Annotated in this window: 21 protein-coding genes and 1 pseudogene; 8 read left to right on the forward strand and 14 right to left on the reverse strand. The window is 43.1% G+C overall.

The features are described from left to right. Positions 1 to 68 precede the first annotated feature (68 nt). The 3 genes from MHH56_RS22730 to MHH56_RS22740 all read right to left on the reverse strand — a co-directional run bounded on the left by MHH56_RS22730 (position 69) and on the right by MHH56_RS22740 (position 4167). Positions 69 to 1505 (reverse strand): response regulator, encoded by a 1437-nt coding sequence (locus tag MHH56_RS22730; protein WP_339203962.1) that lies wholly within the window; start codon positions 1503 to 1505, stop codon positions 69 to 71. Continuing rightward, a complete protein-coding gene (locus MHH56_RS22735) occupies positions 1477 to 3291 on the reverse strand; it encodes a histidine kinase (protein WP_339203963.1) in 1815 nt (604 codons plus the stop codon). Before MHH56_RS22735 ends, MHH56_RS22730 begins: the two co-directional genes overlap by 29 nt. Before the next feature lie 606 nt (positions 3292 to 3897). Further along, entirely contained in the window at positions 3898 to 4167 is a 270-nt protein-coding gene (locus MHH56_RS22740; RefSeq protein WP_339203964.1) for a hypothetical protein, read from the reverse strand. Between the two features lie 814 nt (positions 4168 to 4981). Here MHH56_RS22740 and MHH56_RS22745 point away from each other — a divergent pair. Genes MHH56_RS22745 through MHH56_RS22755 form a run of 3 tightly spaced genes read left to right on the forward strand, consistent with a single transcriptional unit; the run spans position 4982 to position 6847 of the window. Further along, entirely contained in the window at positions 4982 to 5836 is an 855-nt protein-coding gene (locus MHH56_RS22745; protein WP_339203965.1) for an ABC transporter ATP-binding protein, read from the forward strand. After that, positions 5829 to 6482: an ABC-2 transporter permease gene (locus MHH56_RS22750; protein ID WP_339203967.1), complete on the forward strand. Its 654-nt coding sequence runs from the start codon at positions 5829 to 5831 to the stop codon at positions 6480 to 6482. The genes MHH56_RS22745 and MHH56_RS22750 overlap by 8 nt, the downstream gene beginning before the upstream one ends. Then, positions 6482 to 6847 carry a GntR family transcriptional regulator gene (locus tag MHH56_RS22755; RefSeq protein ID WP_339203969.1) on the forward strand — a complete coding sequence of 122 codons (366 nt, stop codon included), beginning with the start codon at positions 6482 to 6484 and terminating at the stop codon, positions 6845 to 6847. Before MHH56_RS22750 ends, MHH56_RS22755 begins: the two co-directional genes overlap by 1 nt. A gap of 71 nt (positions 6848 to 6918) precedes the next feature. On the opposite strand, the gene MHH56_RS22760 is transcribed toward MHH56_RS22755, so the two are convergent. Next, positions 6919 to 7287 (reverse strand): DoxX family protein, encoded by a 369-nt coding sequence (locus MHH56_RS22760; RefSeq protein ID WP_339203970.1) that lies wholly within the window; start codon positions 7285 to 7287, stop codon positions 6919 to 6921. Between the two features lie 348 nt (positions 7288 to 7635). After that, on the reverse strand, positions 7636 to 8514 hold the full coding sequence (locus MHH56_RS22765) for an SDR family NAD(P)-dependent oxidoreductase (RefSeq protein WP_339203971.1): 879 nt from the start codon (positions 8512 to 8514) through the stop codon (positions 7636 to 7638). 165 nt (positions 8515 to 8679) lie between these two features. Here MHH56_RS22765 and MHH56_RS22770 point away from each other — a divergent pair, with 165 nt between their 5' ends. Then, on the forward strand, positions 8680 to 9150 hold the full coding sequence (locus tag MHH56_RS22770) for a MarR family transcriptional regulator (protein ID WP_339203972.1): 471 nt from the start codon (positions 8680 to 8682) through the stop codon (positions 9148 to 9150). A gap of 237 nt (positions 9151 to 9387) precedes the next feature. On the opposite strand, the pseudogene MHH56_RS22775 reads toward MHH56_RS22770, so the two are convergent. Beyond that, a pseudogene (locus MHH56_RS22775) lies at positions 9388 to 9846 on the reverse strand (SRPBCC domain-containing protein). A gap of 51 nt (positions 9847 to 9897) precedes the next feature. Then, positions 9898 to 10473: a TetR/AcrR family transcriptional regulator gene (locus MHH56_RS22780; RefSeq protein ID WP_256711031.1), complete on the reverse strand. Its 576-nt coding sequence runs from the start codon at positions 10471 to 10473 to the stop codon at positions 9898 to 9900. 260 nt (positions 10474 to 10733) lie between these two features. On the opposite strand from MHH56_RS22780, the gene MHH56_RS22785 reads away from it, so the two are divergent. The 3 genes from MHH56_RS22785 (at position 10734) to MHH56_RS22795 (ending at position 13313) form a co-directional block, all read left to right on the forward strand. Then, entirely contained in the window at positions 10734 to 11255 is a 522-nt protein-coding gene (locus MHH56_RS22785; RefSeq protein WP_339203973.1) for a pyridoxamine 5'-phosphate oxidase family protein, read from the forward strand. Between the two features lie 77 nt (positions 11256 to 11332). Continuing rightward, positions 11333 to 12076 carry a YggS family pyridoxal phosphate-dependent enzyme gene (locus tag MHH56_RS22790; protein WP_339203974.1) on the forward strand — a complete coding sequence of 248 codons (744 nt, stop codon included), beginning with the start codon at positions 11333 to 11335 and terminating at the stop codon, positions 12074 to 12076. A 10-nt stretch (positions 12077 to 12086) separates the two neighbouring features. Then, complete coding sequence (locus MHH56_RS22795) at positions 12087 to 13313, forward strand: benzoate/H(+) symporter BenE family transporter (protein WP_339203975.1); 1227 nt, start codon at positions 12087 to 12089, stop codon at positions 13311 to 13313. A gap of 62 nt (positions 13314 to 13375) precedes the next feature. Here the strand turns inward: MHH56_RS22795 and MHH56_RS22800 are convergent, their stop codons facing one another. From MHH56_RS22800 to MHH56_RS22830, 7 genes are all read right to left on the reverse strand, one after another. Beyond that, positions 13376 to 14806, reverse strand: coding sequence for a PLP-dependent aminotransferase family protein (locus MHH56_RS22800; protein ID WP_339203976.1), 1431 nt, complete (start codon positions 14804 to 14806; stop codon positions 13376 to 13378). A gap of 533 nt (positions 14807 to 15339) precedes the next feature. Then, complete coding sequence (locus tag MHH56_RS22805) at positions 15340 to 15498, reverse strand: hypothetical protein (RefSeq protein WP_339203977.1); 159 nt, start codon at positions 15496 to 15498, stop codon at positions 15340 to 15342. Between the two features lie 230 nt (positions 15499 to 15728). Next, entirely contained in the window at positions 15729 to 16178 is a 450-nt protein-coding gene (locus tag MHH56_RS22810; protein ID WP_339203978.1) for a DUF1569 domain-containing protein, read from the reverse strand. A gap of 353 nt (positions 16179 to 16531) precedes the next feature. Continuing rightward, a complete protein-coding gene (locus MHH56_RS22815) occupies positions 16532 to 18433 on the reverse strand; it encodes a beta-L-arabinofuranosidase domain-containing protein (RefSeq protein WP_339203979.1) in 1902 nt (633 codons plus the stop codon). A 45-nt stretch (positions 18434 to 18478) separates the two neighbouring features. Beyond that, a complete protein-coding gene (locus MHH56_RS22820; protein ID WP_076270453.1) occupies positions 18479 to 19348 on the reverse strand; it encodes a carbohydrate ABC transporter permease in 870 nt (289 codons plus the stop codon). After that, positions 19345 to 20268, reverse strand: coding sequence for a sugar ABC transporter permease (locus tag MHH56_RS22825; protein WP_339203980.1), 924 nt, complete (start codon positions 20266 to 20268; stop codon positions 19345 to 19347). Before MHH56_RS22825 ends, MHH56_RS22820 begins: the two co-directional genes overlap by 4 nt. Before the next feature lie 72 nt (positions 20269 to 20340). Beyond that, positions 20341 to 21750 (reverse strand): sugar ABC transporter substrate-binding protein, encoded by a 1410-nt coding sequence (locus tag MHH56_RS22830; protein WP_339203981.1) that lies wholly within the window; start codon positions 21748 to 21750, stop codon positions 20341 to 20343. A 361-nt stretch (positions 21751 to 22111) separates the two neighbouring features. Here MHH56_RS22830 and MHH56_RS22835 point away from each other — a divergent pair, with 361 nt between their 5' ends. Continuing rightward, a complete protein-coding gene (locus MHH56_RS22835) occupies positions 22112 to 23002 on the forward strand; it encodes a helix-turn-helix domain-containing protein (RefSeq protein ID WP_339203982.1) in 891 nt (296 codons plus the stop codon). Positions 23003 to 23290 lie beyond the last annotated feature (288 nt).

Below are 23290 nucleotides of genomic sequence, written 5' to 3' on the forward strand. Positions count from 1 at the left end.
CATTCCAACTATATCAACTCGCTCTTGGGTCTATAAGAGACGAAACTTGCGGATTGGCTGTATAAAACTTATATATTGTTCTCTTTCCTAAAGGAGCTGGGTGTTTGTCCAACCAAGCGCTTGAACACTTTGATGAAGTACGCATCGTCAGTGAAGCCTGTCTGACTCGCGATCTCTTCTACACTGAGCTTGGAATGCAGCAGCAGACGTTTGGATTGTTCAATACGAATGTTTCGCAAATAGGCGATTGGTGTCAATCCCGTTTTTTTGCCGAATACGGTGCTCAAATAGTCTACATTGATCGCTACCAGACTAGCCAAATCCGTAACTTTAATGTTCTCCCTGTAATGCTCCAGCATATATTGAATCACCCGGTTCACCTCTGGATGGTCTGTATAGCTTATATGCTCCTCTTGCTTCTGCCGAATAAGCTCCCGTATTGCTTGCAGCATAAGCGCGCGCAGCGATTCATGGCTTACGGCAGAGTAGATGTCTGTCCTATCCTCCGATTTCCGTCCTGCCAGCATCGTCACAACATGAAGCAGATGGGCTGCTCGTTTTTTCACTTCCACATGAGAAAATGACGAGTCTTTCATGTACGACCAAATCAGCGTTGCTGCCTCCGTGCATTTTGGTTCATTCCTCTCTTCAAAGCAGCGAATCAACTCAGCCTCCAGCTCCTCAATTGGCACCCGCACGTGTTTCTCCCCTATCGGATCAGAATTACGACCGTACCATTCGCCGTTTAATTGATTCAGCGCATGCAGCCAATCATCGGACAAACGGGACAAGTTGCTAATAGGCGTTGTTTCAATCATCCGCTGGGACCGGATCTGGCTGACCGATTCTGACTTCTTCTGAAAACTCCAGCAAAAGAAAGTGGTCTGACCCGCATCATGGAAGGTTTGGACCAGCAGATATTTTTCCGGCCGGATCCCAACTTGATCCATGCGAGCAGGTGCGGCACCGTTTAGAGTGACTACAATCTCTAATCTCAGACTGCTGAATTTCTCCACCGCCAAGACAAGCTCCGCTGCATCTGCCTGAGCCGATACTCCTGTTCCCAAAATAACCGCCCACGTGCGGTGATAATAAGGTAAAAGCGCCTCTCCGGCCCCTTTAAGCTCTGCAAGCAAATCCTCCTTGATTCGTGCCAAACTTTCCAGCAAAACATCATCATTTAAGGATAGTTTCAGCAAATAGTTGGAAGCTCCGTATTGAAGCGCATCCCGTGCATAATCGAACTGGTTCATAGCCGTCAGCATAATAAAGCGGCTGCGTATACCGGCTTTCCGTGTTTCCTTCAGCAATTCGATTCCGTCCATGCCAGGCATAACTATATCGGCGATGACGACATCTGGCTTCAAATCCACAATAGCCGAAAGCGCCTCATTGCCGTTGCTCGCTTCGCCGACAACACAAAAACCATGGCTTTCCCAGTCTAAAATTTCTCTGATAGCTTCACGAACAAACACTTCATCTTCCACCAATAAAATCGTCCACATGTCCGTCATCTCCTTTCTGTGAATAAGGCGCTGCAATCAATAATGGCATACGTATTCGAACGAGGGTTCCTTCCTCGCCCGATATAAGTTCAATCACTCCCTCACGCTTAAAGAGCAGCTCCAGCCTTTCTCTTAAATTGCTCAGTCCAATCCCGTGTCCGCTGCGTCTCCCCTTATTGCGGGCTGCCTCTTCCATCCCAATTCCGTTATCTTCCACTTCCAGAACAAGCTCGCTCCCCTCCGCTCGCGCCCTGACCCATATGGTGCCACGACCTTCAGACATATTAAAGCCGTGGGCGATAGAGTTTTCTGTCAGAGGCTGCAAACTAAATTTGGGAACAAGCGCATACTGTACCGATTCCTCTGTTTCATATTCGATTGTAAACTGTTCTCTAAATCGAAACGCCTGTATGGATTCATAGGATCGCAGTAAAGTGATCTCTTGTTTAAGTGGAATCAGCTCAATATCGGAATTCAGACTAGCCTCCAATATTAAGCCTAAAGAAGTACAAATACCCGCAATGGCGTCCTGTTTCTCTTTTCTTGCAATCCATTTGACAGTGTTCAACGTATTCAAGAGAAAATGCGGGTTCATTTGGTAGAGCAGCATTTGAAAACGGACTACCTGCTTTTGCCGCTCCTCCTGTTTCAGCTTAGCAATTAGCAGAACAACGTCATCAATCATTCGGTTAAAGCTATCGCTTAGAGAACGAATTTCATCTGTTGCACCTTGGTTGATCGATATTTTAACATTCAGCTTCTTGTCCGACGCCTCTTCCATGCTTCGTTTCAAAACATACAACGGCTTCGTTATTCGGGATGCCAAAAAGAAGGTTACCGTGATGAAAACGATTACCAGAATAATTAGAAACATATAGATCATCAGTCTTAATTGCTTCACTTCACGCTGAAGCTCACTTAAGGGCATTTGACTAACGACATACCAATCCAGCTCCTCCACATAACTGTAATTGATTAGTGACAAAGCTCGTTCATCTTTGTAATGTCCATTTTTTGCATGTGAAGAAATGATCCTTTTCATGCTGTCCACACCGAAAGCGGATTCCTTATTTTGCAAAATGATTTCTTCTTGCCCGGTAAAGATGGTTAGATCCTGATTGACCGGATTATCTTTTAGCGTATTGTTGAACCATTCCTGAATGTTGATGCTGATACGTGCTAATCCGTAATTTCCCCGCAGCTCGTCGTCCAGCATCGTATACAGACTTAGCAGCTTATTTCCTTGACTTCCTCTTACATCATTCCAGTCGTTCGCCACCCATCGGTAAGGACGCAAGCCGATTTGCAACTTATTTTGCCACTCCTGCAATTCTTTCCGTTCGTTTGTCAACTGGTCATTGGGAGCATAGGAGGTGTATACATTGCCATTACGGTCGATAAAACGAAAATACAGCTCCGTCTGATGGAAGAAAAAGCTGTTGTTGATTCCGAACATTTTGCTTTCTATTATTTTCTTTCGAACAAAAGGATCATATTTATCAGGAGCGTGCATAATCTGGATCAGGCTTTCATCCTGACTCAGCATGGTATTTGCTTTATATGAAAATGCCATCATATCCGTCAAGGATATATACACCTGCTGCATACGCTCAGACATGCGGTCGATCATATCATTCTGCCGAATCGTTTCGAAATGCTGGAAAAGATAATAAATTGCGATGCACAAAGGAAGCATCAGTAATGTGATATACGCGATAAACAGTCTATATTTCAACGTATTTGGGAGCCATTTTCTCCGATATTGCATCATTTGTGTATCATTCACTCCTCATATCGTTTTTGAGCCTATCAAGCGCACCTTTCATTTTATCACACCCAAAAACTGAACCAGCAGATTAAAAACTTGTATTTTTATATAACAATTCTTAGAAATTGAGCACTAAGGAGATTTATCTCGTCTAACTGGCTGATCCAGCTTGGGTTCTCCTAGACTTATTTAATTGCTGAAGAAGATGACATAATGAGGAGGTTTCGCCTTGGATTCAGACGGTGTGCTCCTTCATTCGATTCAGCTTTCTCTGTTCAATCCGTCAACATGAACTGACGCTGTAGTTCACTCATTGGGCATTCCAACATATAAAAAAAATCACGCCCAATGGACGTGATTTTTTTATTGGTGCAGTCAAAAGGTGAGTCAGCACTAGCCTCATCACATTAAACTACTTGCATTTTCATCCGGATAGTTCTGTAAATTACATTAAACTTATCCGTTCACAATTTTGAAAGAAATCCTAAGAACTTATTTTCATAATAAGAATGGAAGCATTTGAATTGATTTGAGTTCCCCCGGCATTGGTTTGTAAAGTAACGCTAGAGGCGCTGGAATGATTTCTTAAAGTTAGTACATCACTAGCGGCAGCAGTAATAATAATCATGCCTGGATTAGATTGAGTACCAGCACCCGAACCATTGTCTCACCTGTTGATCCTGTTTCACCTGTCGCTCCACCTGGATTTCCTGTTTGACCAGTTACTCCTGTAACCCCAGTTGCCCCTACTGATCCTGTCACACCTGGATCACCTGTTGCTCCTGTAACCCCAATTGCTCCTGTTGCTCCCGTTACTTCTGTTGTTCCCGCTACCCCTGTTGCTCCTGTTGTTCCTGTTGTTCCCGTTGTTCCCGCTACCCCCGTTTCTCCCATTGCTCCTGTTGCTCCTGTTGCTCCTTTAACACTCGCTGCTCTTCGCTTTGCTTTGACATTTACTATAACTTCCTGTCTAATACCGCACTTACAATTCCTTTTCTTACACTTTTGGCATCGTTTTTTTCTAAATTGAAAATGCCTGTGATTGTAACGAGCAAAACGTTTTTTTGTTGTTATCTTCTTCAGTGATCTCATCTCCTTAGCTGCACCATATGAATCAAAATAGTGTCAGAACGCCATTATACAAAGCCTTCCTAAACAGCGATAACCAAGGCAATATCATATTAGACTAAACCTTGATCCCATCCCTGACTACGACCGTTTTCCCTCCAGAACTGGTTTCACATCTACACTATTTATTAATAAGGACGAGTCAGCGCCGCTGGCTTGTCTCGCCCATTTGAGAATAAAAAGTTTGGTTAGCTTATCGATGTTTTGAATCTTCACTGACTAAGCCACGCCAAATAAACAAGTAAATTCGGCTGGTGTTATTTTTAGCAGCTTCGGATTGCTAAAACAACTCAACCAGTAAGCTCCGTTTTTAATTTAAATAATCACATCTCTCATTGAGCAATTGCTTACTCTGTCATTTAACATAAGGCACTGTATATCGTATGAAGGACATTCGTATAGGGGATGGGCCAATGTTCTAAAATGAATTTTATTACATGATGGTTATATGGTTATAACAAACTACGATAAACAAGAAATAAACAAACTCATCCATAAATTTCTTGTTATTGACATGCGAATGACTTCAGTGATATATTGTGCATGCACAACATACACAATTAACAAAGGAGTTGATTATATGCTTGCCTTAGAAATCAAAAATTTAAATAAAAAATATGAGCATTTTCATTTAAAAGACGTATCTTTTCAACTGGAAAAGGGTTATATTATGGGATTTATCGGAGCCAACGGCGCAGGAAAAACAACGACAATAAAAGCCATTTTGAATTTGATTCATAAGGATAGCGGCGAGATTAGTATTTTGGGCAAGGAGATGACCAAACACGAGCTCGAACTAAAACAAGAAATTGGCTCTGCCTTTGGTGACATCAATTTCTATACTCGAAACAAAGTCAAAACATTAACTAATGTAATCAAAAAGTTCTATCATAATTGGAATGATGAAGCCTATTACAATTATCTCAAGAGATTTAATTTGAATGAAAACAAAAAAATAGCTGAATTATCAACCGGGATGAAAGTGAAATACAGCTTAGCCATCGCTTTATCACATGGTGCAAAGCTGCTTATTCTTGATGAACCAACAAGCGGACTTGATCCGGTTGCAAGGGACAATTTATTGGATATTTTTCAGGAACTAGTGGAAGATGGTGAAATCAGCATCCTGTTTTCCACTCATATCACAACTGATTTGGAAAAATGTGCCGATTATATTACTTTTATAGATAACGGACATATTATCAACAGCTCTGAGAAAGAAGAATTTATTGATACCTACCGCTTGGTGAGCGGGAAAGAAGAACAATTGGATTTGATAAAAGACCAGTTAATTGCCTACAAAAAGAATTCATTCGGCTTTACAGCCTTAATCCATACTAAAGACTTTGATCCCTCTTGGAATATTAAATCAACTTTGCCTAGTCTTGAGGAGATTATGATCTATTTCGCGAAAAAGGAGATTGTGCATGTATAATTTACTAATGAAAGAATTAAAGCTAGGCGTAAGCCCATTCTTTTATATCATGCCTTTTTTGACGGGTGCTTTAATGCTAATTCCCTCATGGTTATATTTCCTTGTCATCCTCTACTTCTGTTTCCTCACGATACCGAATATGTTTGCAGGGTATAAATCTCAGAATGATTTGATATTTACAAACATGCTGCCTGTAACCAAAAAAGACATTGTAAAAGCAAAGGTATACGTTATTGTTATTCTGGAATTAATGCACATCATTGTTGCCATGATATATGGTTTGATTACTATTCGCTTATATCCAAATCTGACCTATTTTTTCTTCAAACCATCCTTTGGTTTTTGGGGACTATGCTTCGTTATGATTGCAATCTTCAACATTATCCTTATATCGATGTATTATAAAACAGCCTATAAATACGGCGCAGCAACGATTGTGTCCATTACAGCTGCGATACTGTTTGCAGGAGGCGCAGAATGGCTCGGAATACAGAATTCATTTGTGTATGATCTTTTCAAAGGAAATGGTACTGATCAATTGGGAATTCATCTATCCATCTTGTTCTCGGGCATCGTCATATTTGCGATATTTACGATAATCGCTTATCATATTGCAATCAAACGTTTTCAGAAAGTGGAAATTTAATGAACATTGCTATTTCGAACTCATCTGATAAACCGATCTATCAGCAGCTTTTTGAACAAATTAGCGCACAAATTCTAAAAGGTGAACTAGAAAATGGTTATAGCTTACCTCCCATACGACAAGCCGCCACAGAGCTTCGTGTTAGTATCATTACCGTAAAAAAAGCGTGGGAAGAACTTGAACGGCTTGGCTTGATTTATACCGTAACCGGCAAAGGCTGTTTTGTAGCCGAGCTCTCCCCTGATGAGATGCTGAAAAAACGCAACGAAATGATTATGAAGCAAATGGTTCTAGACACTTCCTATTACAAAACCTTCGGCCTTACTTTAGAGGAAGTTTTCGAGCTTTTGAAGGAAATTTATTGAATAGGTTTAAAACAAATCAACCACGTCCTATGGGCGTGGTTGATTTGTTTTATTGGTGAATCCCACTATCCTTACCCAAATAGATTGGACAGTTCATCTGCATATAAAAGCACTACTGCAGCAGCTATCAAAAGATTTAATATGGCAGGGAATATTTTTCCGATTGGATGTTTGACTCTGAAATGTGTGAGGCATGCCAATAGCATCATGACGCCTACCAATAATGCGGTCCATGCCGCAATCTCCGCATACCAATAGCCGACAATGAGTCCTATGCAGGCAACAATTTGAACGTAGCCCGTAATGACGCGAAACCATTGAGGAAGTTTAATCGAATCAAACAGTTCAACCTGATGCTTTGCTCCTACAATCTTGCTTCCTCCAAAAAAAGCCATGGAAAAAAGCAGCCAGCTTTGAAGAACAATGGCTAGTATATGCATTTAAAATACTCATCCTTTCTATTTTCTAATAAGACACCATTTGGTGTCCTATTTCATAATAGTACACCCACATATGTCTTGTAAAGCATTTATTACGATGTATTTTATGAAAATTTTATCCATTTAACGGTTTGGATTCTTAATACTCCGCATGCCAGCTCATCATAAAACATGACGCTTTTATTTTGGCATATTTTAATGGTGCATCTCCCCATAAGCTATCCACCTAATGAACAGAAAACCACGTCCGATGGACGTGGTTGATTAGTTTAGTATGGTGGAACTTAGAGGGTCCCTGATTTCTACGAGCTAAGCGCTCTCCTCCTATGGTTAGTTTCACTGCTCCGATCAATTTCCAAAGAAGCCTTTCCGCCTTAGAATATCACATGTATCATTCCATAATTTACTTTGCATCTCCTTCATTCCCCCAGGATGCACGGGTACTATGGGATCGCCGGCTCCTACATTATAATATCCGCCCGATTTTCCTTGATAGTTAGGATCAGTCATTAGACGAATAATGATATCGGCTCCTCTTCGCGGATCCCCAATACGAAAGAAATGGAGTAAACGCTCCAGCAACGAGGCGAACCATAGTTCTCTTCCAAGACCCGTAACATTAAATCCCGGATTCAGTGCATGAATGCTGATTCCTGTTCCATCCCATTTACGAGCAAGTTCAGCAGTAAACATAATATTTAAAAGTTTGGTTTTCCCGTATACCGCGGATGAGCCTCTAGAAGTAAAAGGAGCTGTATCGAGTAAATCCGCCGGTATCTTAAGCTCCCCATGACGGCGAGAAGCCTCAGAAGCAACATTAACAACAGTTGCACTTCCTGCTTTTTTCAAGGAATGATGCAAGAGATGGGTCAATAACCATGGCGCAAAATAGTTCACAGCCATCATTTCTGCTAATCCGTCTGACGTAATCCTCTGTTCAAATGCATGAAGGCCAGCGTTATTTAATAACACGTCAATCTTGGGAACTGCGTCTGATATTTCTTGACCCAAACGATTGACATCCTTCATTGATGACAAATCACCATAGAAAAAGTTAATTTCAGCTGTTGGTGTCAGCTCCTTGATCATTTTTTCAGTTGCTTCTGCACGACTCTTACTCCTCGCGGTTAGAACAAGATGAGCGCCTCGCTTAGCCATTTCGATTGCAACAAGCTGCCCCAAGCCACTTGTAGCGCCAGTAATTACAATTATCGGATTTGCTGTCATCTTCATTCTCCTTTATATGGATTGCATGTTTTTCACGGTCATTTTGACATCTTATTGCTGAAAATATATAATTGATATATATCAACTATATATAAGTGATTGATATATGTCAATTAAATAATGAGTGTGCTTTCTTTGAAAAATCTAGGTTAGGTGGTACCAATAATGAATGAAGAACGTAAAGACACGCTGAGAGGACAATTAGAGCTGAAGCTCGGCGAACAAATTAACGCCCTCATTAGCGCCTCGCATGCGCTGAATGTCAGAACTTCTGCTTATTTCGATTCCTCAATACAACCTGCGGCTTTCCATATTGTGAGATGGCTGTACTCCCATGGTCCAACAAGCGCCTCTATCTTGGCAGATTCAACTGCTATGGACCGAAGCTCGGTCAGCCGTCTCGTCAAACAACTAGAGATTTTGGGTTATGTAAAAAGGGAAAGCTCTCCGGATGATCGCCGAGCGATACTTCTTACTCTCACAGAACTTGGACGCAAAAAAATATTTGATGCTCTGCGGGATAAGGAAAACGTTTTTTATGAACGCATATCCCAATGGGATAATCAACAACTTGATACATTTATCGAAATGCTTAAGTCCATTAATGGATTTGAGCAAAATAATGAGATCCTTTGAATTGGCCAAGGCTGAAAAATGTACGACATGATCCTAAAAAATCGCCTAATTGGGCTTGCTCGATCATTGGATCCCCTTGCAAGGCTCCACCAAACAACAAATAAACCACTTCAGATGAAGTAGTTTATTTGTTGTTTGGTGAAGTTTATTTGGGGCCTAACCTCTGACCTCATCGCGCAGCATGCTTTCCAAATGGTTTACTCGAAGATTGATATGACTGGGCTTATTCATATTTATTTATCTCCTTTCATCATTTACGGAATCACTTGTCTTAAGTCTAATGGCCATCAGTACATCTTCCCAATAAAGCTTCATTTGTTCACGCTTATTCGGATGATCCAGATTCTCTTGATGGAAACTGATCGTTGTTTTGTCAGGTTTATCGGATAGCAGCCGGATTTGCAGCGTAGATGTTTTCTCCCATTCGTTCTTCTCCCACTTTAACCGAAGCTGCTGAAACGGTTATACAACCCTAAATTCGCCAGAAATACCTTCAGGAGTCGTAAAAGTCTCTCCCTTGTGCAAATTTAAGAAAGATAGGCTGCCGAGCCATAATTTCAGCCCTTCGGTAGAGGTGAGAAACGCCCATGCTTCTTCTTGCGAAATCGGAAACGTTCTCCGAACACCAACTTGATAACCCACCGATGCCGTTTGACCAACTATTTTGCCTGATTCGGAATATTGTTTGTTACTCATTGCAACACCTCCCAAATGGTTGTTGGTACTCACTAACTAATGCTTAAAAAACTACGGAGTCAGAGCTCTAACAAATAATTCAATGCTCGATTGCATAAAATTTTGCTGGGTCACCTTAGTGATGGATGACGCACCAAATAGCTGTGTTATGAAAGCTCCATAATTCATCCACATGAAGGTAATCGCCTGTGTTTCCGCATCGGTTGCAATCAGTTTGTTCTTTTCCTGCATGTCTGCAAAATAATTCGTCAATAACTCCAATAGTTTCCGCGGATGCTTCTGCGCCTTCTCACGAATCTCGGCCAGCTCGTTGTCACTCAAGACAATGAGAAACAGTTTACGGTTTCGATCCATGATCTCATGATACATTTGGCTTATCATGAGCAAGTCCGCTCTCAAATCCCAAATTACTTTTTCATGAAAAATCTTAGTCATTTCAATCGAATAATGATAATGATCGACTGCTTTGTCCAGTAGATTTTGCTTGCTTCCAAAATTGCGGAACAAGGTCATCTCGCTGACGCCCGCCGCTGCAGCTATCTCCTTCGTTGATACGCCTTTGTAGCCTTTCTCAGCCATTAAATCGATTGCTGCCAGCATCAGCTTGCTTTTATTGTCGGTGGTCATCCTGTTCTCCAAATCCTCATTTATTTTATTAAATCCCAGGTATTTATAGTTAGTACTCACTAACATAATTTCTTTTAGAATATCGTTAACTTTCAGAAATGTCAACAGGCTCGTTGTTCCTCCGAGTGGCAATGCCATAGAAATTTCCGAACCACCAAATAAATATGGATTGCTCGATAAACGCATTTTTGGATCTACTTACTCATTCCAATAACTGATATGCTAGCGAAAATAAATCAGTATTGAAGGAGTGGTTGAGAATGGATATGGTTCGTTACAAGATTAGAGAGGTGCTCGATAGCAACAAAATTAAAGCTTTCCTGAGCAAAGCGCGAATTGGCCATCTGGGTATGGTTGATGGTCAGTTGCCCTATGTTGTTCCGCTCAATTTTGTTTGGGCGAATGAGAAGCTTTATTTTCATGGTGCTGCAGGCGGGAGACGCAATCAGATCATGAGTGCGAATCCAGAGGTTTGTTTTACGGTTTGTGAAGAATATGGAACCATTACCGATCCAGTACCGGCTAAGACGGACACAGCCTATATGAGTGTCATGATTTTCGGCAAGGCCGAGCTCATCGTTGATCTGGACGAAGCTACATACATGTTGCAGGAAATGCTCCACAAATATGTGCCTGGTTATTATAACCGCCCATTGTCCAAACAGCATGTAGATAAATACAGGTCTGCTGTTTTCAATACTTCTGTTCAGGTGTACCGAATTGACCCCCATCATATAACAGCAAAAGAAAATCCGATTGAGGCAGAAAAAATGTACAAGTAAAAAAAGTCTAAAGGATGACTATACAGAAAAAACATTGCGCATAGTCTGCGCGTTTCCAGAAAGAAGGCTGAACGAACTTGGTCCATTTCGTTGAACAAAATCTTAGATCCGTAAGGGATCAGATGGAATTGGCTTGCCAGCACTCAGGACGCAAGAAAGATGAAGTGAAGCTTTTGTTAGCGACAAAAACGGTTCAGTTTGAAAAGTTGCGCATTGCCATACAAGCGGGTGAAGTATTATTTGGCGAAAATAAAGCTCAAGAACTTCGCGAGAAATTCCCACTTATGCAGCAGTACAACCAAGTAGAATGGCATTTTATCGGACATCTGCAAACGAATAAAGTGAAGGACGTTATTAAATATGTCACCCTCATTCATTCTGTGGATCGTTTGAAGCTCGGAAAAGCCTTGCATCAGCAGCTCCTTAAAGAAAACAAAACTTTGGATATCTTGGTACAAGTCAATACATCATTTGAAGAAAGCAAATTCGGTGTTTTACCGGAATCTGCACTGGAGTTGGTTCAACAATTGTCTCATTTTGAAACATTAAATGTTAAAGGCTTGATGACTATTGGAAAACTGAATGCTACAAATGACGAGACTCGACATTGCTTCCGCTTATTAAAAAAAATTCAATCACAGATTATAGAGAAGGAGCTGCCTAGGGTAGCAATGGATATTCTATCGATGGGCATGTCTGGGGATTTCAAGGTTGCTATTGAAGAAGGGTCAACCATTATAAGAGTAGGGACAAGCGTATTTGGCAAGCGATATTTACCGGATGAGTATTACTGGGATGAAACCGCACAACAGAATGATTAGGAGAGAGAATATGGATACAATATCATCTTCACTGCGCAGCCGTGATTTTATATCTCCTACCATAGCTGCTTTAATATCTGTCATTGTCAACTATGGCGGGACCTTTGTTCTCGTATTTCAAGCAGCCAAAGCAGCTGGTCTGAGCGCTGAAATGACTGCTTCATGGGTAATGTCGATCTCCGTCGGTGTGGGAATTACTGGTATTTGGCTAAGTTATCGATACCGTGAACCGATTATTACGGCTTGGTCCACACCAGGTGCAGCTTTTCTCGTTTCAGCATTAGCGGTAACCCCATATTCTGAAGTGATTGGCGCTTACATCATCTCTGCTTTAGCGTTTATTGCTTTGGGATTATCGGGAATGTTCGAGCGTTTCGTACGGCTTATTCCCTCAGGCATTGCTTCTGGTTTGCTGGCTGGCATTCTATTGAAGTTTGGTATTTCAGCCTTCGGTGGAGCGGAATTTGACCCGTTACTTGTCGTTGTCCTATTTGCTGCTTATGTGATATTAAAAAGGTTTACATCCCGTTATGCTATCATCGGTATTTTAATAATTGGACTTATCTACTTGATTAGTGTGAAGAATGTAGATTTCAGCAATATCAAATGGGCAATCGCAACACCTATATTTGTTGTTCCCGAGTTTTCATTTGATACTTTACTCAGCGTAGCATTACCTCTATTTGTTATTACTTTAACGGGGCAATATATGCCTGGAATGCTAGTATTGCGAAATGATGGATTTAAAACGAGTGCGAATCCGATTTTGACAGTAACCGGTTTAGGCTCACTCCTTGCAGCACCATTCGGGTCGCATGCTTTTAATGTAGCAGCTATTACTGCAGCGATTTGTACAGGTAAAGACTCGCATGAAGACTCAAATAAACGTTATATAGCAGGAATTGCTTGTGGTATTTTTTACATTATCGTCGGCCTATTTGGTGTGACGCTAGCTGCTTTGTTTCTGATTCTTCCTGCCACCTTCATCGCGACGTTAGCCGGATTGGCCTTGCTTGGAACAATTGGCAGCAGCCTTGCAGGCGCTTTAATTGATCCCAAGGGACGTGAGACAGCTCTGATTACTTTTTTAGCAACGGCTGCAAATGTTACATTACTTGGTGTTGGCGGTGCATTTTGGGGTCTCGTTGCAGGTTTGGCCGCGCATATTTTGATACATGGACAATTCCGCCAAAAAACATCCAGAATGAGTAGAATAAAACAAGCTCAGCAGAAATAGTAGGAAACATGATCATAAATACAGAGACAGATCGACTCACCCAAGAGACGGAGATGTTCGAATTATAGCAGCATCTCCGCAAGACGATAAATCCCTTTTTTTATTGCTGACTCATCTACTTTAGCAAAACCAAGCACCCACCCTTTTCGATTACTTTCCAAACAATAATGGCTAAGCGGATAAACGCGTACTCCCTTTTCTAACGCTTGGTTCGTAAAGGCTTGTTCGTTAAACGAGTCTTCCGCTTCTAAAAACATGTGTAATCCCGTTTCTACGCCGCTAAGCTTGAAACGTTCTCCTAAGCCAGATGAGCTAATGGCTTTCGACATCGCTTCATGTCTGCGCCGATATACGTTTCTGACCCTTCTCATGTGACGCATGAAATACCCATGTTCAATAAAGTGTGTAAGCGTTAATTGCTCCATAATCGGAAGGTGACGATAGGTTAGCTCTTGGACTTGTGCTAGCTGGCGAATGGCTTTTTGGGGTCCAATGATTGCGGATATTCGTATACCAGGAGCAATCATTTTTGAAAAACTCATCATATACAATGTGTTCTGAGATTGCTGGCTAAACAACGTAGGCAACGGGTCGCCACGATACCGAAATTCGCTGTCATAGTCGTCTTCCACAATCCAAAATTGCTGCTGAGCAGCCATATATAGCAATTGTTGCCTGCGGGGCTCCGACATGATCACCCCAACTGCACACTGATGTGAAGGCGTAACATAAACAAGCTTTGATTGTGGATGAATGTGGTCTACCTGTAATCCGTAATCATCAACAGGGACAGGTACAACATTCATCCGCCGATATTTCATGGCCATCCATGCGGCGGGGAAACCGGGATCTTCTACGGAAACCGTTTCTCCTTCATTTAAAAGTGCTTGAGCGATCAAATCAAGGCTATGTTGTGCGCCCGAAGTTAAAATAATTTGATCGATATGCACGTGAACACCTCGCTCGAGTGACAGATAACGCCCAATCTGTTCGCGTAGTGGAACGAAACCATAAGCGTTGCCATATGTCCAACTGTCAAGGTCCGTTTCTTTCGAGGCTTGCAAAAATGAGTGTCTCCAGTTTTTCTGAAAATGTTGATCCAAATAAGGCTCATGCGGGCTGAAATCGATCTCAACATTTTGATATTCTTTGCCTCTAAACCAGCTTTGCAAATGACTGACTGCTTCGTTTAATAAAGGTAACTCTGGGGTGATAGGCCCTTGGGGTTTCACATCCTCTGTAAAACTTGTTCTGCTGGTCCAGTCACTCACCCTTGTTCCGCCGCGCCTTGAAGTAACCGTGTAGCCGCGACTAAATAATTCCTCATAAACAATCTGTATCGTTGAACGAGAGACACCCACTAATAGTGCGAGTTCACGAGAAGGCAGCAGCAACTCGCCTGGCTGCCATTTACCGGTTGTGATATTATGGATTGCTTGATCAAGCAGTTGTTGCCATATTGGACGCTTGTCCTCACGGTTAATTTTCAGCATCCTGTTCACCTCTAGTTGTATTCGGATTAATTTATGGATTGCTTTAATTTCTTCTAATAATCATTTAGCAACATTCCATTACTTGAAATACTATCATGCTTCTAATTGCCCCAGCAATGTAGTTATAAAAAATAACCGATTCCATCCGACAATACTGCATTCAAATTTCTGCCGCAATAAATAATTTGAGGTAGTTGAATTCTTGCCTCGGTTTCTACGATGACTACACAATGTTGAAAATCTAGCTATAGAATTTAGATATGAAGCCTTTCGGAGTTTATTCCGAAAGGCTTTATTCATTATTTTCTAATGGAATATCATACACACAAAGATCAAAATAAAAAACGGCATCTCTGCCGTTTCTGTAGAGAAACTATCTAGGTATTCCGTTTCATCCCTAATCACATATTGTTTGCCTACCAAACTTTTATCTTCGAAAGCCGTCGAGAGAACAATTAAGGTCGTTGAAAACCCGAATGGGCTGCACCTATCAAGAAAGTTGGTCATTGATTCTGTAGTTTCGGATAACACCTTCATATGTCAAGATTCCACATATCCGGTTTTTGCTGAATAGACCGTCTTGCTTCATCGCCATCCGTAAAGCTGCTAACCTGCCATCCTTCCTGTTTTAAGTAATAAGCAAGAATCTGATTCAAGTTCATATCATCCTCAACAAGATAAATCGTGTACATTGCGTGATCTCCTTCATGTTTCTATGCTTAGTCTAACAAACGATTATCGCCAAAATACCAAAAAATTATGGGAAATTGTATGAAAAAAATATATAAGTAGAAAACGATTGTCACAAATAAATAAACCACTTCAGCAGAAGTGGTTTGAATTTATGGTTTAATGGAGACTAGCGGGATCAAGCCGCTGACCTCTTGAAATATGCCCTAGCCCGAACATCACACAGAGAAAACTAAACGCCAAACTGCTTTAAATGATGGTCCAAGTGCTTATAGATACCGATGCCCCACTGCTTGGGGGGAAGCTTGCCAAAAAAGGGGTGGGGATGAGTCGTACACCTCTCCGGTCCATTGCGCTGAAATAAGTCGGTTTTTTGTTTCAATAATTCTTTTTCTTTCTCGAATTCTCTTTCATCTGTAAATTTAATGGTCGGGATCGTTGACATATTGTGGGGCAATGTTTTGTCATTATACATTATTGGTTTCACGAAGCCTCCAATCACGACCCCAAGCCATCCTCTCTTTGGGAAAGAAACGCCCGAGGCAATGTCCTGGAATGCGGAGCAGTGAGCCAGCATTTGAGCAGCATTCATCTGCCCCCAATGTGATTCTGAATGACCCTCTAACTTATCGATACGTGCTAAAATCTCGTTCGTATCGTTTCGATCAAAAATACTTTTCATTCATTGCCGTCCCTTCTCTTTAAATGAGCAGTTCATAGGAACCATATTGTTCAGAAATAATCCATATGAGAATCGGACAAGCGAATCATCCGGCTTTTCAGTCGAGTTTATCATGATTGCAGGTTACCATATAGACAACCTTCTGTCGATCATCCACCATCCACTACTTCCGAGCGGTCGAAATTATAGGGGGATTACACACCCCGAAACTCAAGCAGATCACTTTGATCATACAAAAAAAGACTTCTGCATAGCAGAAGTCTCATTACGGATTAACAATATTTATGAGAATGAAAGAGGCCATCGGTTCAAGCGCAGTGTCTTAATCCAAAAAGCATTTCGTTCGACTTTTTTTATTTTTCGCGAATCCAAACCGTCATTTCGCCCGGGTTCCGATTACCCCAAAATGCGTATGGCACAGCCAAGATTGGGACGCTCTTCTTCTTTCGCGTGACCGGCCTGTACAGATCATCTTCCCAACAAAAATCTGAACGCAGCCCCTCTCCGGTTAACACGACAATACCGCCTAGAACATCTTCCTTATACACTGCCGTTAATTCAGAATCTTCGGGAAAGCAGATATCCGTAAGATCCGGGCCGTTGTCCACTTCCTCCATACAATAAACGAGTGGACCGTATTGCAAAGCGATTTTGCCAGCATTCTCGTGCACTTTGGGGTTCGACTCAATACGCTCGACGATCATCGGGAAATACAGCTTGATCTCGTCGTTTTCCATCCACGTTCTGCTGATACGCGCATATCCGCTCTTGACGATCGTATCCAGCGCTTGCAAGTTCCCGTTTACCTTGATGTAAGGATCTCTACACCATGAAGGGATTCGGAAAGAAAGCGTGCAGTCGGTCGGCTCATCCGTTTGCAGTCGGATCTGGATATTTCCGTCCCATGGATAATGAGTTTCCGTATGCAATATCATCTTTCTTCCTTGAACATCGAATGTACTCTCATTGGAAGCATAAAGATGCATAGCGATGTCTTTGCCTTTTTGCGTAAAGAAATAAGTATCCAAAGACGTTAGCAGCCGCGCAATATTAGGCGGACAACAAGCGCAGCCGAACCATGGCACGCGTTCGGTTTTGACGTGTTGCATATCGTAACGGTATTGAGTTACAGCAGGATGAACCTCCAATGGGTTGACGTAAAAATAACGTTTGCCATCTAGCGACATTCCGCTCAGCACCCCGTTGAATAGAACGCGTTCCATCACATCCCCGTATCGGCTGTCAGTTTCAATCTGGAGCATTCTAAATGCCCACATGGCAAGTCCGATGGATGCGCATGTTTCGGTGTATGCCGTGTCGTTAGGCAGATCGTAATCAATCGTAAAGCGTTCGGCATGACCTTGCGAGCCAAGCCCTCCCGTTATATACATCCGCTTGGAAGTCACATGAACCCATAGTTTGCGAAGCGCTTCGGTCAGCGTTTCGTCTCCGTATGCAATCGCGAGATCCGCCATAGCCGAATACAAATACATGGCACGCACAGAATGTCCTTCTGCCGTTTCCTGCTCTCTTACGGGGGCGTGAGCCTGATGGTAATCCAGATCGAACCAGCGATCCTTGGAAGGTCCGCCGAACTCGGGCTCCTCCTTCAGGAAACTCGGCTGCTTTCCACGCTCCTCTACGAAGTATCGGCTCAAATGTAAATACCTTTGTTCTTTCGTTGCCTTGAACAGCTTTACGAGCGCGAGCTCAATCTCCTCATGACCGCAGTACACTTGCATTTTATCCGAATCCGGACCCATAATCCGGTCTATATAATCGGCGTAACGGCACATCATATCCACAAAAGACCGCTTGCCCGTGGACTCGTAATAAGCCACCGCGGCCTCGATCAGATGGCCCGCGCAATAAAGCTCATGCCCGAATGAAAAATCCTTCCAGCGCTGTTCCGGTGCAGCGACTGAAAAATAAGTGTTCAAATAGCCGTCTGACTGCTGGGCACGTCCCATCAGATCAACAACCGCATCGATGACGGCTTCGAGCTGCGGATTCGGAAAGTGCCGCAGGCTGTACGCGGCAGCTTCGATCCATTTGGCTACATCACTGTCCTGAAAAACCATTCCGTAGAAAGTTCCTGTCTGTTCTCCTGCCGAGATGCGGAAGTTTTCTACGGCGTGACTCGGCTCCGCGCCTTCGATTTCATCATTCAGCGCCTTCCATTGATAGGGAATCGTTTCCTGGATAGTTTGCCGAACTCTGGGCTGCCAAAATTGGTCATTAAGCCTCACATTCATATCGATAATTCTCCTTTCAATAGGACAAAGCGACAATGATCCGAACTAATTTTTCAATCCGGTCATCGTGATTCCCTCTACAAAATACTTTTGACCAATCAGGTAGAAAATGACACCCGGAGCAAAGGATAAGCACGTGGCGGCCATCGTCATCGACCAATCTTGCTTTAATTGACCTCTGAAATTGGTGAGCCCCAACGCGATGGTGAATTTATCGCTCGAATTAATGTAAATCATCTGTTGGAGCAAATCATTCCACAAGCCGATGAAAATAAACAATGCGACGACGATCATGGCGGGCTTGATCGCTGGAATAATAATATTGAACAAGATGCGGAAGTATCCGGCTCCGTCAATCGTTGCCGCTTGGTCGAGTTCTCTCGGTATGGAGAGAATAAACTGTCTAATTAAAAAGATATTAAACGCGCCGCCTCCGCAAAAATATGGCAAAATCAATGGCAGATAGCTGTCATGGACCCCCAAACCCCGCGTCCATCCAATGTACAGCGGAATGAGCGTAACCATGGTAGGCAAAAGCATTGAACCGACACATAGGGTCCAGATCAACTGTTTCCCCCGAAACCGCAGCCTCGCAAAGGCATATCCGCACAAGGTGGCCGTAAACGTTCCCGCCAAACAGGAAGGAACGATGATTATCATCGTATTGCCTAGATATTTCCAAAATTTAAATACCTTCAGCGTATCTTCATAATTGGAAAACAACCAATTTCCCGGTAATAGGGATGGCGGATATTTGTAGATCTCGGGATTGGTCATCAGAGACGTACGAAAAATCCACCAGATCGGAAAGAGCACGATTAAAGCAAATAAAACAACGACTACAAACATAATCACGTTTATCGTTCGTTCACTGCGTTTCTTGCTCTTTAGTCTGACGTACGCTGCTTCACTCAATTGCCATCGCCTCCTTCAGAAAAGATCCACAGATTTGATGTCTTGAACAAAATACCGGTAAACGCGGCAAGGATGGCGAAAATTACAAAGGTCGTCGCACAAGCATAACCCAGCCTGTAATTGACGAAAGCCTGATCGTACATCAGATAAGTCATGAACCTTGAAGAATTGCCCGGGCCGCCATTGGTCAGAGAAAGAGCTGGCGTAATGACTTGGAGATTAGCGATCAGGCTCATCAACAAGTTGTAAAAGATAATCGGGGTCATGCAAGGCAAGGTGATATGCCAGAAGCGTTTCCATCCGCTTGCGCCATCCATCTCAGCTGCTTCATGATAAACGCTCGGAACGTTCTGAAGCCCGGCCAAAAAAATAACGATCAAGTTCCCCGACAACCAGACCGCAATCAAGGAAAGCGAAGGAACTACCCATCTGGAATCCGCAATAAAGAGAATTTTGCTCAACCCGATTTCGGAGAGGAGAAAGTTGAAGAAACCGAAATTCGCCTCGTAAAGCCAGGACCATCCTACGTATATAGCAGCAGCCGGCAAAACGAACGGCACATAAAATACGGCTCTGAAAAAACCTCTTGCCGGAATTTTACGGTTCAACAACATTGCGATGAAAAACGAATAAATCATGCTTCCGGCTACGGATAATACGGCGAAGTAGACCGTCGCGATAATCGAATCTTTAATGTACGGATCGGTGGTAAACAGCTTGATATAATTATTGAGGCCAACAAATTCGGGGTTGGCTAACCCTGTCCAATTCGTCATGCTGATTCCGAGCACCCCCAGAAGAGGCAGGTAGGTCAGGAAGATCAGTCCGAGGAAGGCCGGAATCAAGCAAATATAAGCTACTCTTGCCTCGCTTGAGTAAAAGCGAGAACGACGCTTCAGCGGTTTGTTAATCGGTTCCATATCTCGCTCCCCACCTCATGTTTGAAGGAAGACCGCCACTTGCAATATATTGGCGGTCATTCCTTTCATCCGTTATTTATTGCCTGTATGAGCCGCATTCAAAGCATCGAGATTTTTGGTTATGGCGTCCTTAGCGGTCGTCTTTCCGGTCCAAACATCCCCTAGAGTTGATCCGAGCAAGGTGTTAAAGTCTGTCGTATGATTTGTATAGAACCACGATGCGGGTCTCGCGGCGGCGGATTGCGCATAATCGACTACCGCAGACTTGTATTCGTCATACGGAGGGAAGTTCGGATTGTCGACCCATTTATGGGTGAGAGTTTCATCCGTATACCACTTTTGCAGCGTTGGCATCCAAATGCCTGATGAGATGAGCCCCCAGTTGTTTTCTTCGGAATTGTACCATTTGAGCCATTCCATCGCTTCTTTCGGATGCTTGGTCTGGGAGAATACGACATTGGCGCCGCCCGTGTTTAGAGTAACCTTTTCCTTCATATAAGGCAGTACGGCTACGCCATAGTTCAAACCTTTCTCCTTGGCTGTATTCAAGCTGGTTCCTACATTCCACGCACCGTTTGTGGCCATGGCAACCGTTCCTGCAATGATGGTGCGCTGAATGCCATCATCGGTCTGACCAACCGACAACGGGGCAACATGATCTTTCAAGTATAGATCAGCAACTTTCTGAATCGCTTCCGTACTGGCATCTTCTCCGATTCTCACTTCGTTCCCGTCACTCGAATAGAAACCGCCGCCATTGCTAAGTGCCCAGGTTTCCAACTGCCACGGTAGATTTTCAATAGAGGCGCCATACTGAACGATGCTCTGCGATTTAAAGCCATCCTCGTCAGGATGTTTGCCATTCTTGTCAACCGTCAGCTTTTTGGCCGCAGCTACGAATTCATCCCATGTCCATGCTTGATCCAGTGCGGATGGTGGATAAGGCACATTCGCTTTGTCAAACATGTCTTTGTTGTAATAAAGGAGGAGGATTTCATTGGCAGCAGCATATGCTACGGTTTTGCCTTGATATTTGTAGGCCAAGCTATCGAGCGGCTTGCTGTCGCTTCCATCGTACATGGAGCTCACATCATTCAACATGCCGTCGGAGGACCACTGGATGACGCCATCCTCCTTCAATATCCCCGTATCCGGCAATTGGCCTGCCGTTGCCTGTGTATTCAACTTTGTCATGTAGTTTTCCCAAGGAATTGCCTCCACTTTTACTACGATTTTGTCTTGGGAAGCATTAAACTTATCTGCCGCCGCCTGGACGGTTTTCCCTTCTTCTTCGCTACCCCACATCGAATACGTAATCTTGACCTTTTCCGTTTTGGAAGGCGAATTCTCTGGTTTACTTGAAGCCTCTCCTGCCGATGGTGTTGTATTTGTCTCTTTGTTACCGTTGTTCCCACAGCCTATTGCACTGAATGTCAGTACAGCCAAGATTAGACCTACCCCAAGTCTCTTTCCTACTTTCATTGCCCCGTTCTCCCTTCATCAATTGAATGATGTTAAATGCTAATCGTTTGAATGAAACGTTTAGCCTTACTACGCCTGACCAAACCGTCGTGTTTTTCCGTTGCAACATGACATGATTCAGGAAAGCGCTTTAATAGAATTGTGACATGAAGTACCTTGAAAAAAAACAACATTTTCCAACCTGATTTTTAATATTTTCAACCTTCGTTCTTACGCCACCGATTTCCCGATATCGGGAAACCGAGCTTATGCTAGACGATCAGCAGGAAACACTTTATTTAAAAGACAACTATGAAGTATTATAAAAATAACAATATTTTCTACCTTGATATTCACGATTCCAATCTTAGGAGGAAACAGTGTGGACTCTACGATTCTTCATTTTATCTCACCACCGATTCCCTATTTCGTGGATTGCGGTTATGCCTATTACGAGGTAGGAGATACCCATATCGACCGAAATTGTATCAATGTATTCGATCTGATTGTCGTCCGCAAAGGGGTTCTCCCCATTGCCGAGAATGACCATACCTGGGAAGTCAATGAGGGAGAAGGACTCATCCTTCTCCCGAATGCTCATCATTACGGCAATGCTCCCTGCAAAGCCGATACGGAAATCATCTGGATTCACTTTCAAACCTTCGGCAGCTGGCAGATGTGCCGCGACATGAACGAATGCCAGAGCAACCAGCTGGAATTGATCGAGGAACACAAAAAGTTAGCGTATGTCAATCACGCCGATGTCTGTTCCATCTTCCTCCCCAAGCACATGAAGCTGTCGACGAAAGCGTTGGAGGCGCTTGAGACCTTCTTTCAGCAGGAGAATGAACCGCAGTCGCTTCGGAACTGGAAGCGACAAGTTTCCTTCCAGTTATTTTTGCAACATTTGGATCGCGATCTCGCTTCCCCCACGAACGCCACCGCGATACAGCTCGCAGAGCGGATCGAACTGTTTATCCGTCAGAACTATGCCAGCGATATCACGAACTCGGTGCTGCAAAAGAAGTTGAACTATCACCCCAATTATCTGGCTAAGGTGATGCTGAAAATGTACGGAATGACCCCAATAACCTATCTTCAATATTACCGGCTTGAACAATCCAAACGGCTGCTGCTGCAAACCTCCAAATCTATTGCCCAGATCGCAGATGAAGTTGGCTTCCATCATATCTCGCATTATTCCACCTGTTTCTCCAAGAAAGAAGGTCTCTCTCCCTCAGGCTTCCGCAGCAAATTCGCCAAGAAGCGCTAGATGCAGCGAATCCGGAGGACGTTCCGCTACAGCAATACGAGAAGAGCGTTCAGCTTGCCTTCTCCGATTCCCGGCTTTCTGCACGACACTAAGCTGAAGCTCAGGCCCTAAAACCACCCAAGATGATTCGGGCAGATGGAGCTCGAAGGATTCGTGACCAAGCAAGCATAAGCCCAATCATTGCGCTGCCCACGAAAGGCCAGTTTTGCTGTGAGCATTTTTCACCATATGTGCTCTTGTTTTTTCGCAAAAAAACACGCCATCTATTTGGCGTGCCTATTATTTCTG

It is taken from the genome of Paenibacillus sp. FSL K6-3182 (genome assembly GCF_037976325.1).
GTDB lineage: Bacteria > Bacillota > Bacilli > Paenibacillales > Paenibacillaceae > Pristimantibacillus.

Coding starts and splice junctions, on each gene's coding strand:
- MHH56_RS22730 (WP_339203962.1), bottom strand. CDS start 1,505: ATGTGGACGATTTTATTGGTGGAAGATGAAGTGTTTGTTCGTGAAGCT.
- MHH56_RS22740 (WP_339203964.1), bottom strand. CDS start 4,167: ATGGGAGAAACGGGGGTAGCGGGAACAACGGGAACAACAGGAACAACA.
- MHH56_RS22745 (WP_339203965.1), top strand. CDS start 4,982: ATGCTTGCCTTAGAAATCAAAAATTTAAATAAAAAATATGAGCATTTT.
- MHH56_RS22750 (WP_339203967.1), top strand. CDS start 5,829: ATGTATAATTTACTAATGAAAGAATTAAAGCTAGGCGTAAGCCCATTC.
- MHH56_RS22755 (WP_339203969.1), top strand. CDS start 6,482: ATGAACATTGCTATTTCGAACTCATCTGATAAACCGATCTATCAGCAG.
- MHH56_RS22760 (WP_339203970.1), bottom strand. CDS start 7,287: ATGCATATACTAGCCATTGTTCTTCAAAGCTGGCTGCTTTTTTCCATG.
- MHH56_RS22765 (WP_339203971.1), bottom strand. CDS start 8,514: ATGACAGCAAATCCGATAATTGTAATTACTGGCGCTACAAGTGGCTTG.
- MHH56_RS22770 (WP_339203972.1), top strand. CDS start 8,680: ATGAATGAAGAACGTAAAGACACGCTGAGAGGACAATTAGAGCTGAAG.
- MHH56_RS22780 (WP_256711031.1), bottom strand. CDS start 10,473: ATGACCACCGACAATAAAAGCAAGCTGATGCTGGCAGCAATCGATTTA.
- MHH56_RS22785 (WP_339203973.1), top strand. CDS start 10,734: ATGGATATGGTTCGTTACAAGATTAGAGAGGTGCTCGATAGCAACAAA.
- MHH56_RS22795 (WP_339203975.1), top strand. CDS start 12,087: ATGGATACAATATCATCTTCACTGCGCAGCCGTGATTTTATATCTCCT.
- MHH56_RS22800 (WP_339203976.1), bottom strand. CDS start 14,806: ATGCTGAAAATTAACCGTGAGGACAAGCGTCCAATATGGCAACAACTG.
- MHH56_RS22805 (WP_339203977.1), bottom strand. CDS start 15,498: ATGTACACGATTTATCTTGTTGAGGATGATATGAACTTGAATCAGATT.
- MHH56_RS22810 (WP_339203978.1), bottom strand. CDS start 16,178: ATGAAAAGTATTTTTGATCGAAACGATACGAACGAGATTTTAGCACGT.
- MHH56_RS22815 (WP_339203979.1), bottom strand. CDS start 18,433: ATGAATGTGAGGCTTAATGACCAATTTTGGCAGCCCAGAGTTCGGCAA.
- MHH56_RS22825 (WP_339203980.1), bottom strand. CDS start 20,268: ATGGAACCGATTAACAAACCGCTGAAGCGTCGTTCTCGCTTTTACTCA.
- MHH56_RS22830 (WP_339203981.1), bottom strand. CDS start 21,750: ATGAAAGTAGGAAAGAGACTTGGGGTAGGTCTAATCTTGGCTGTACTG.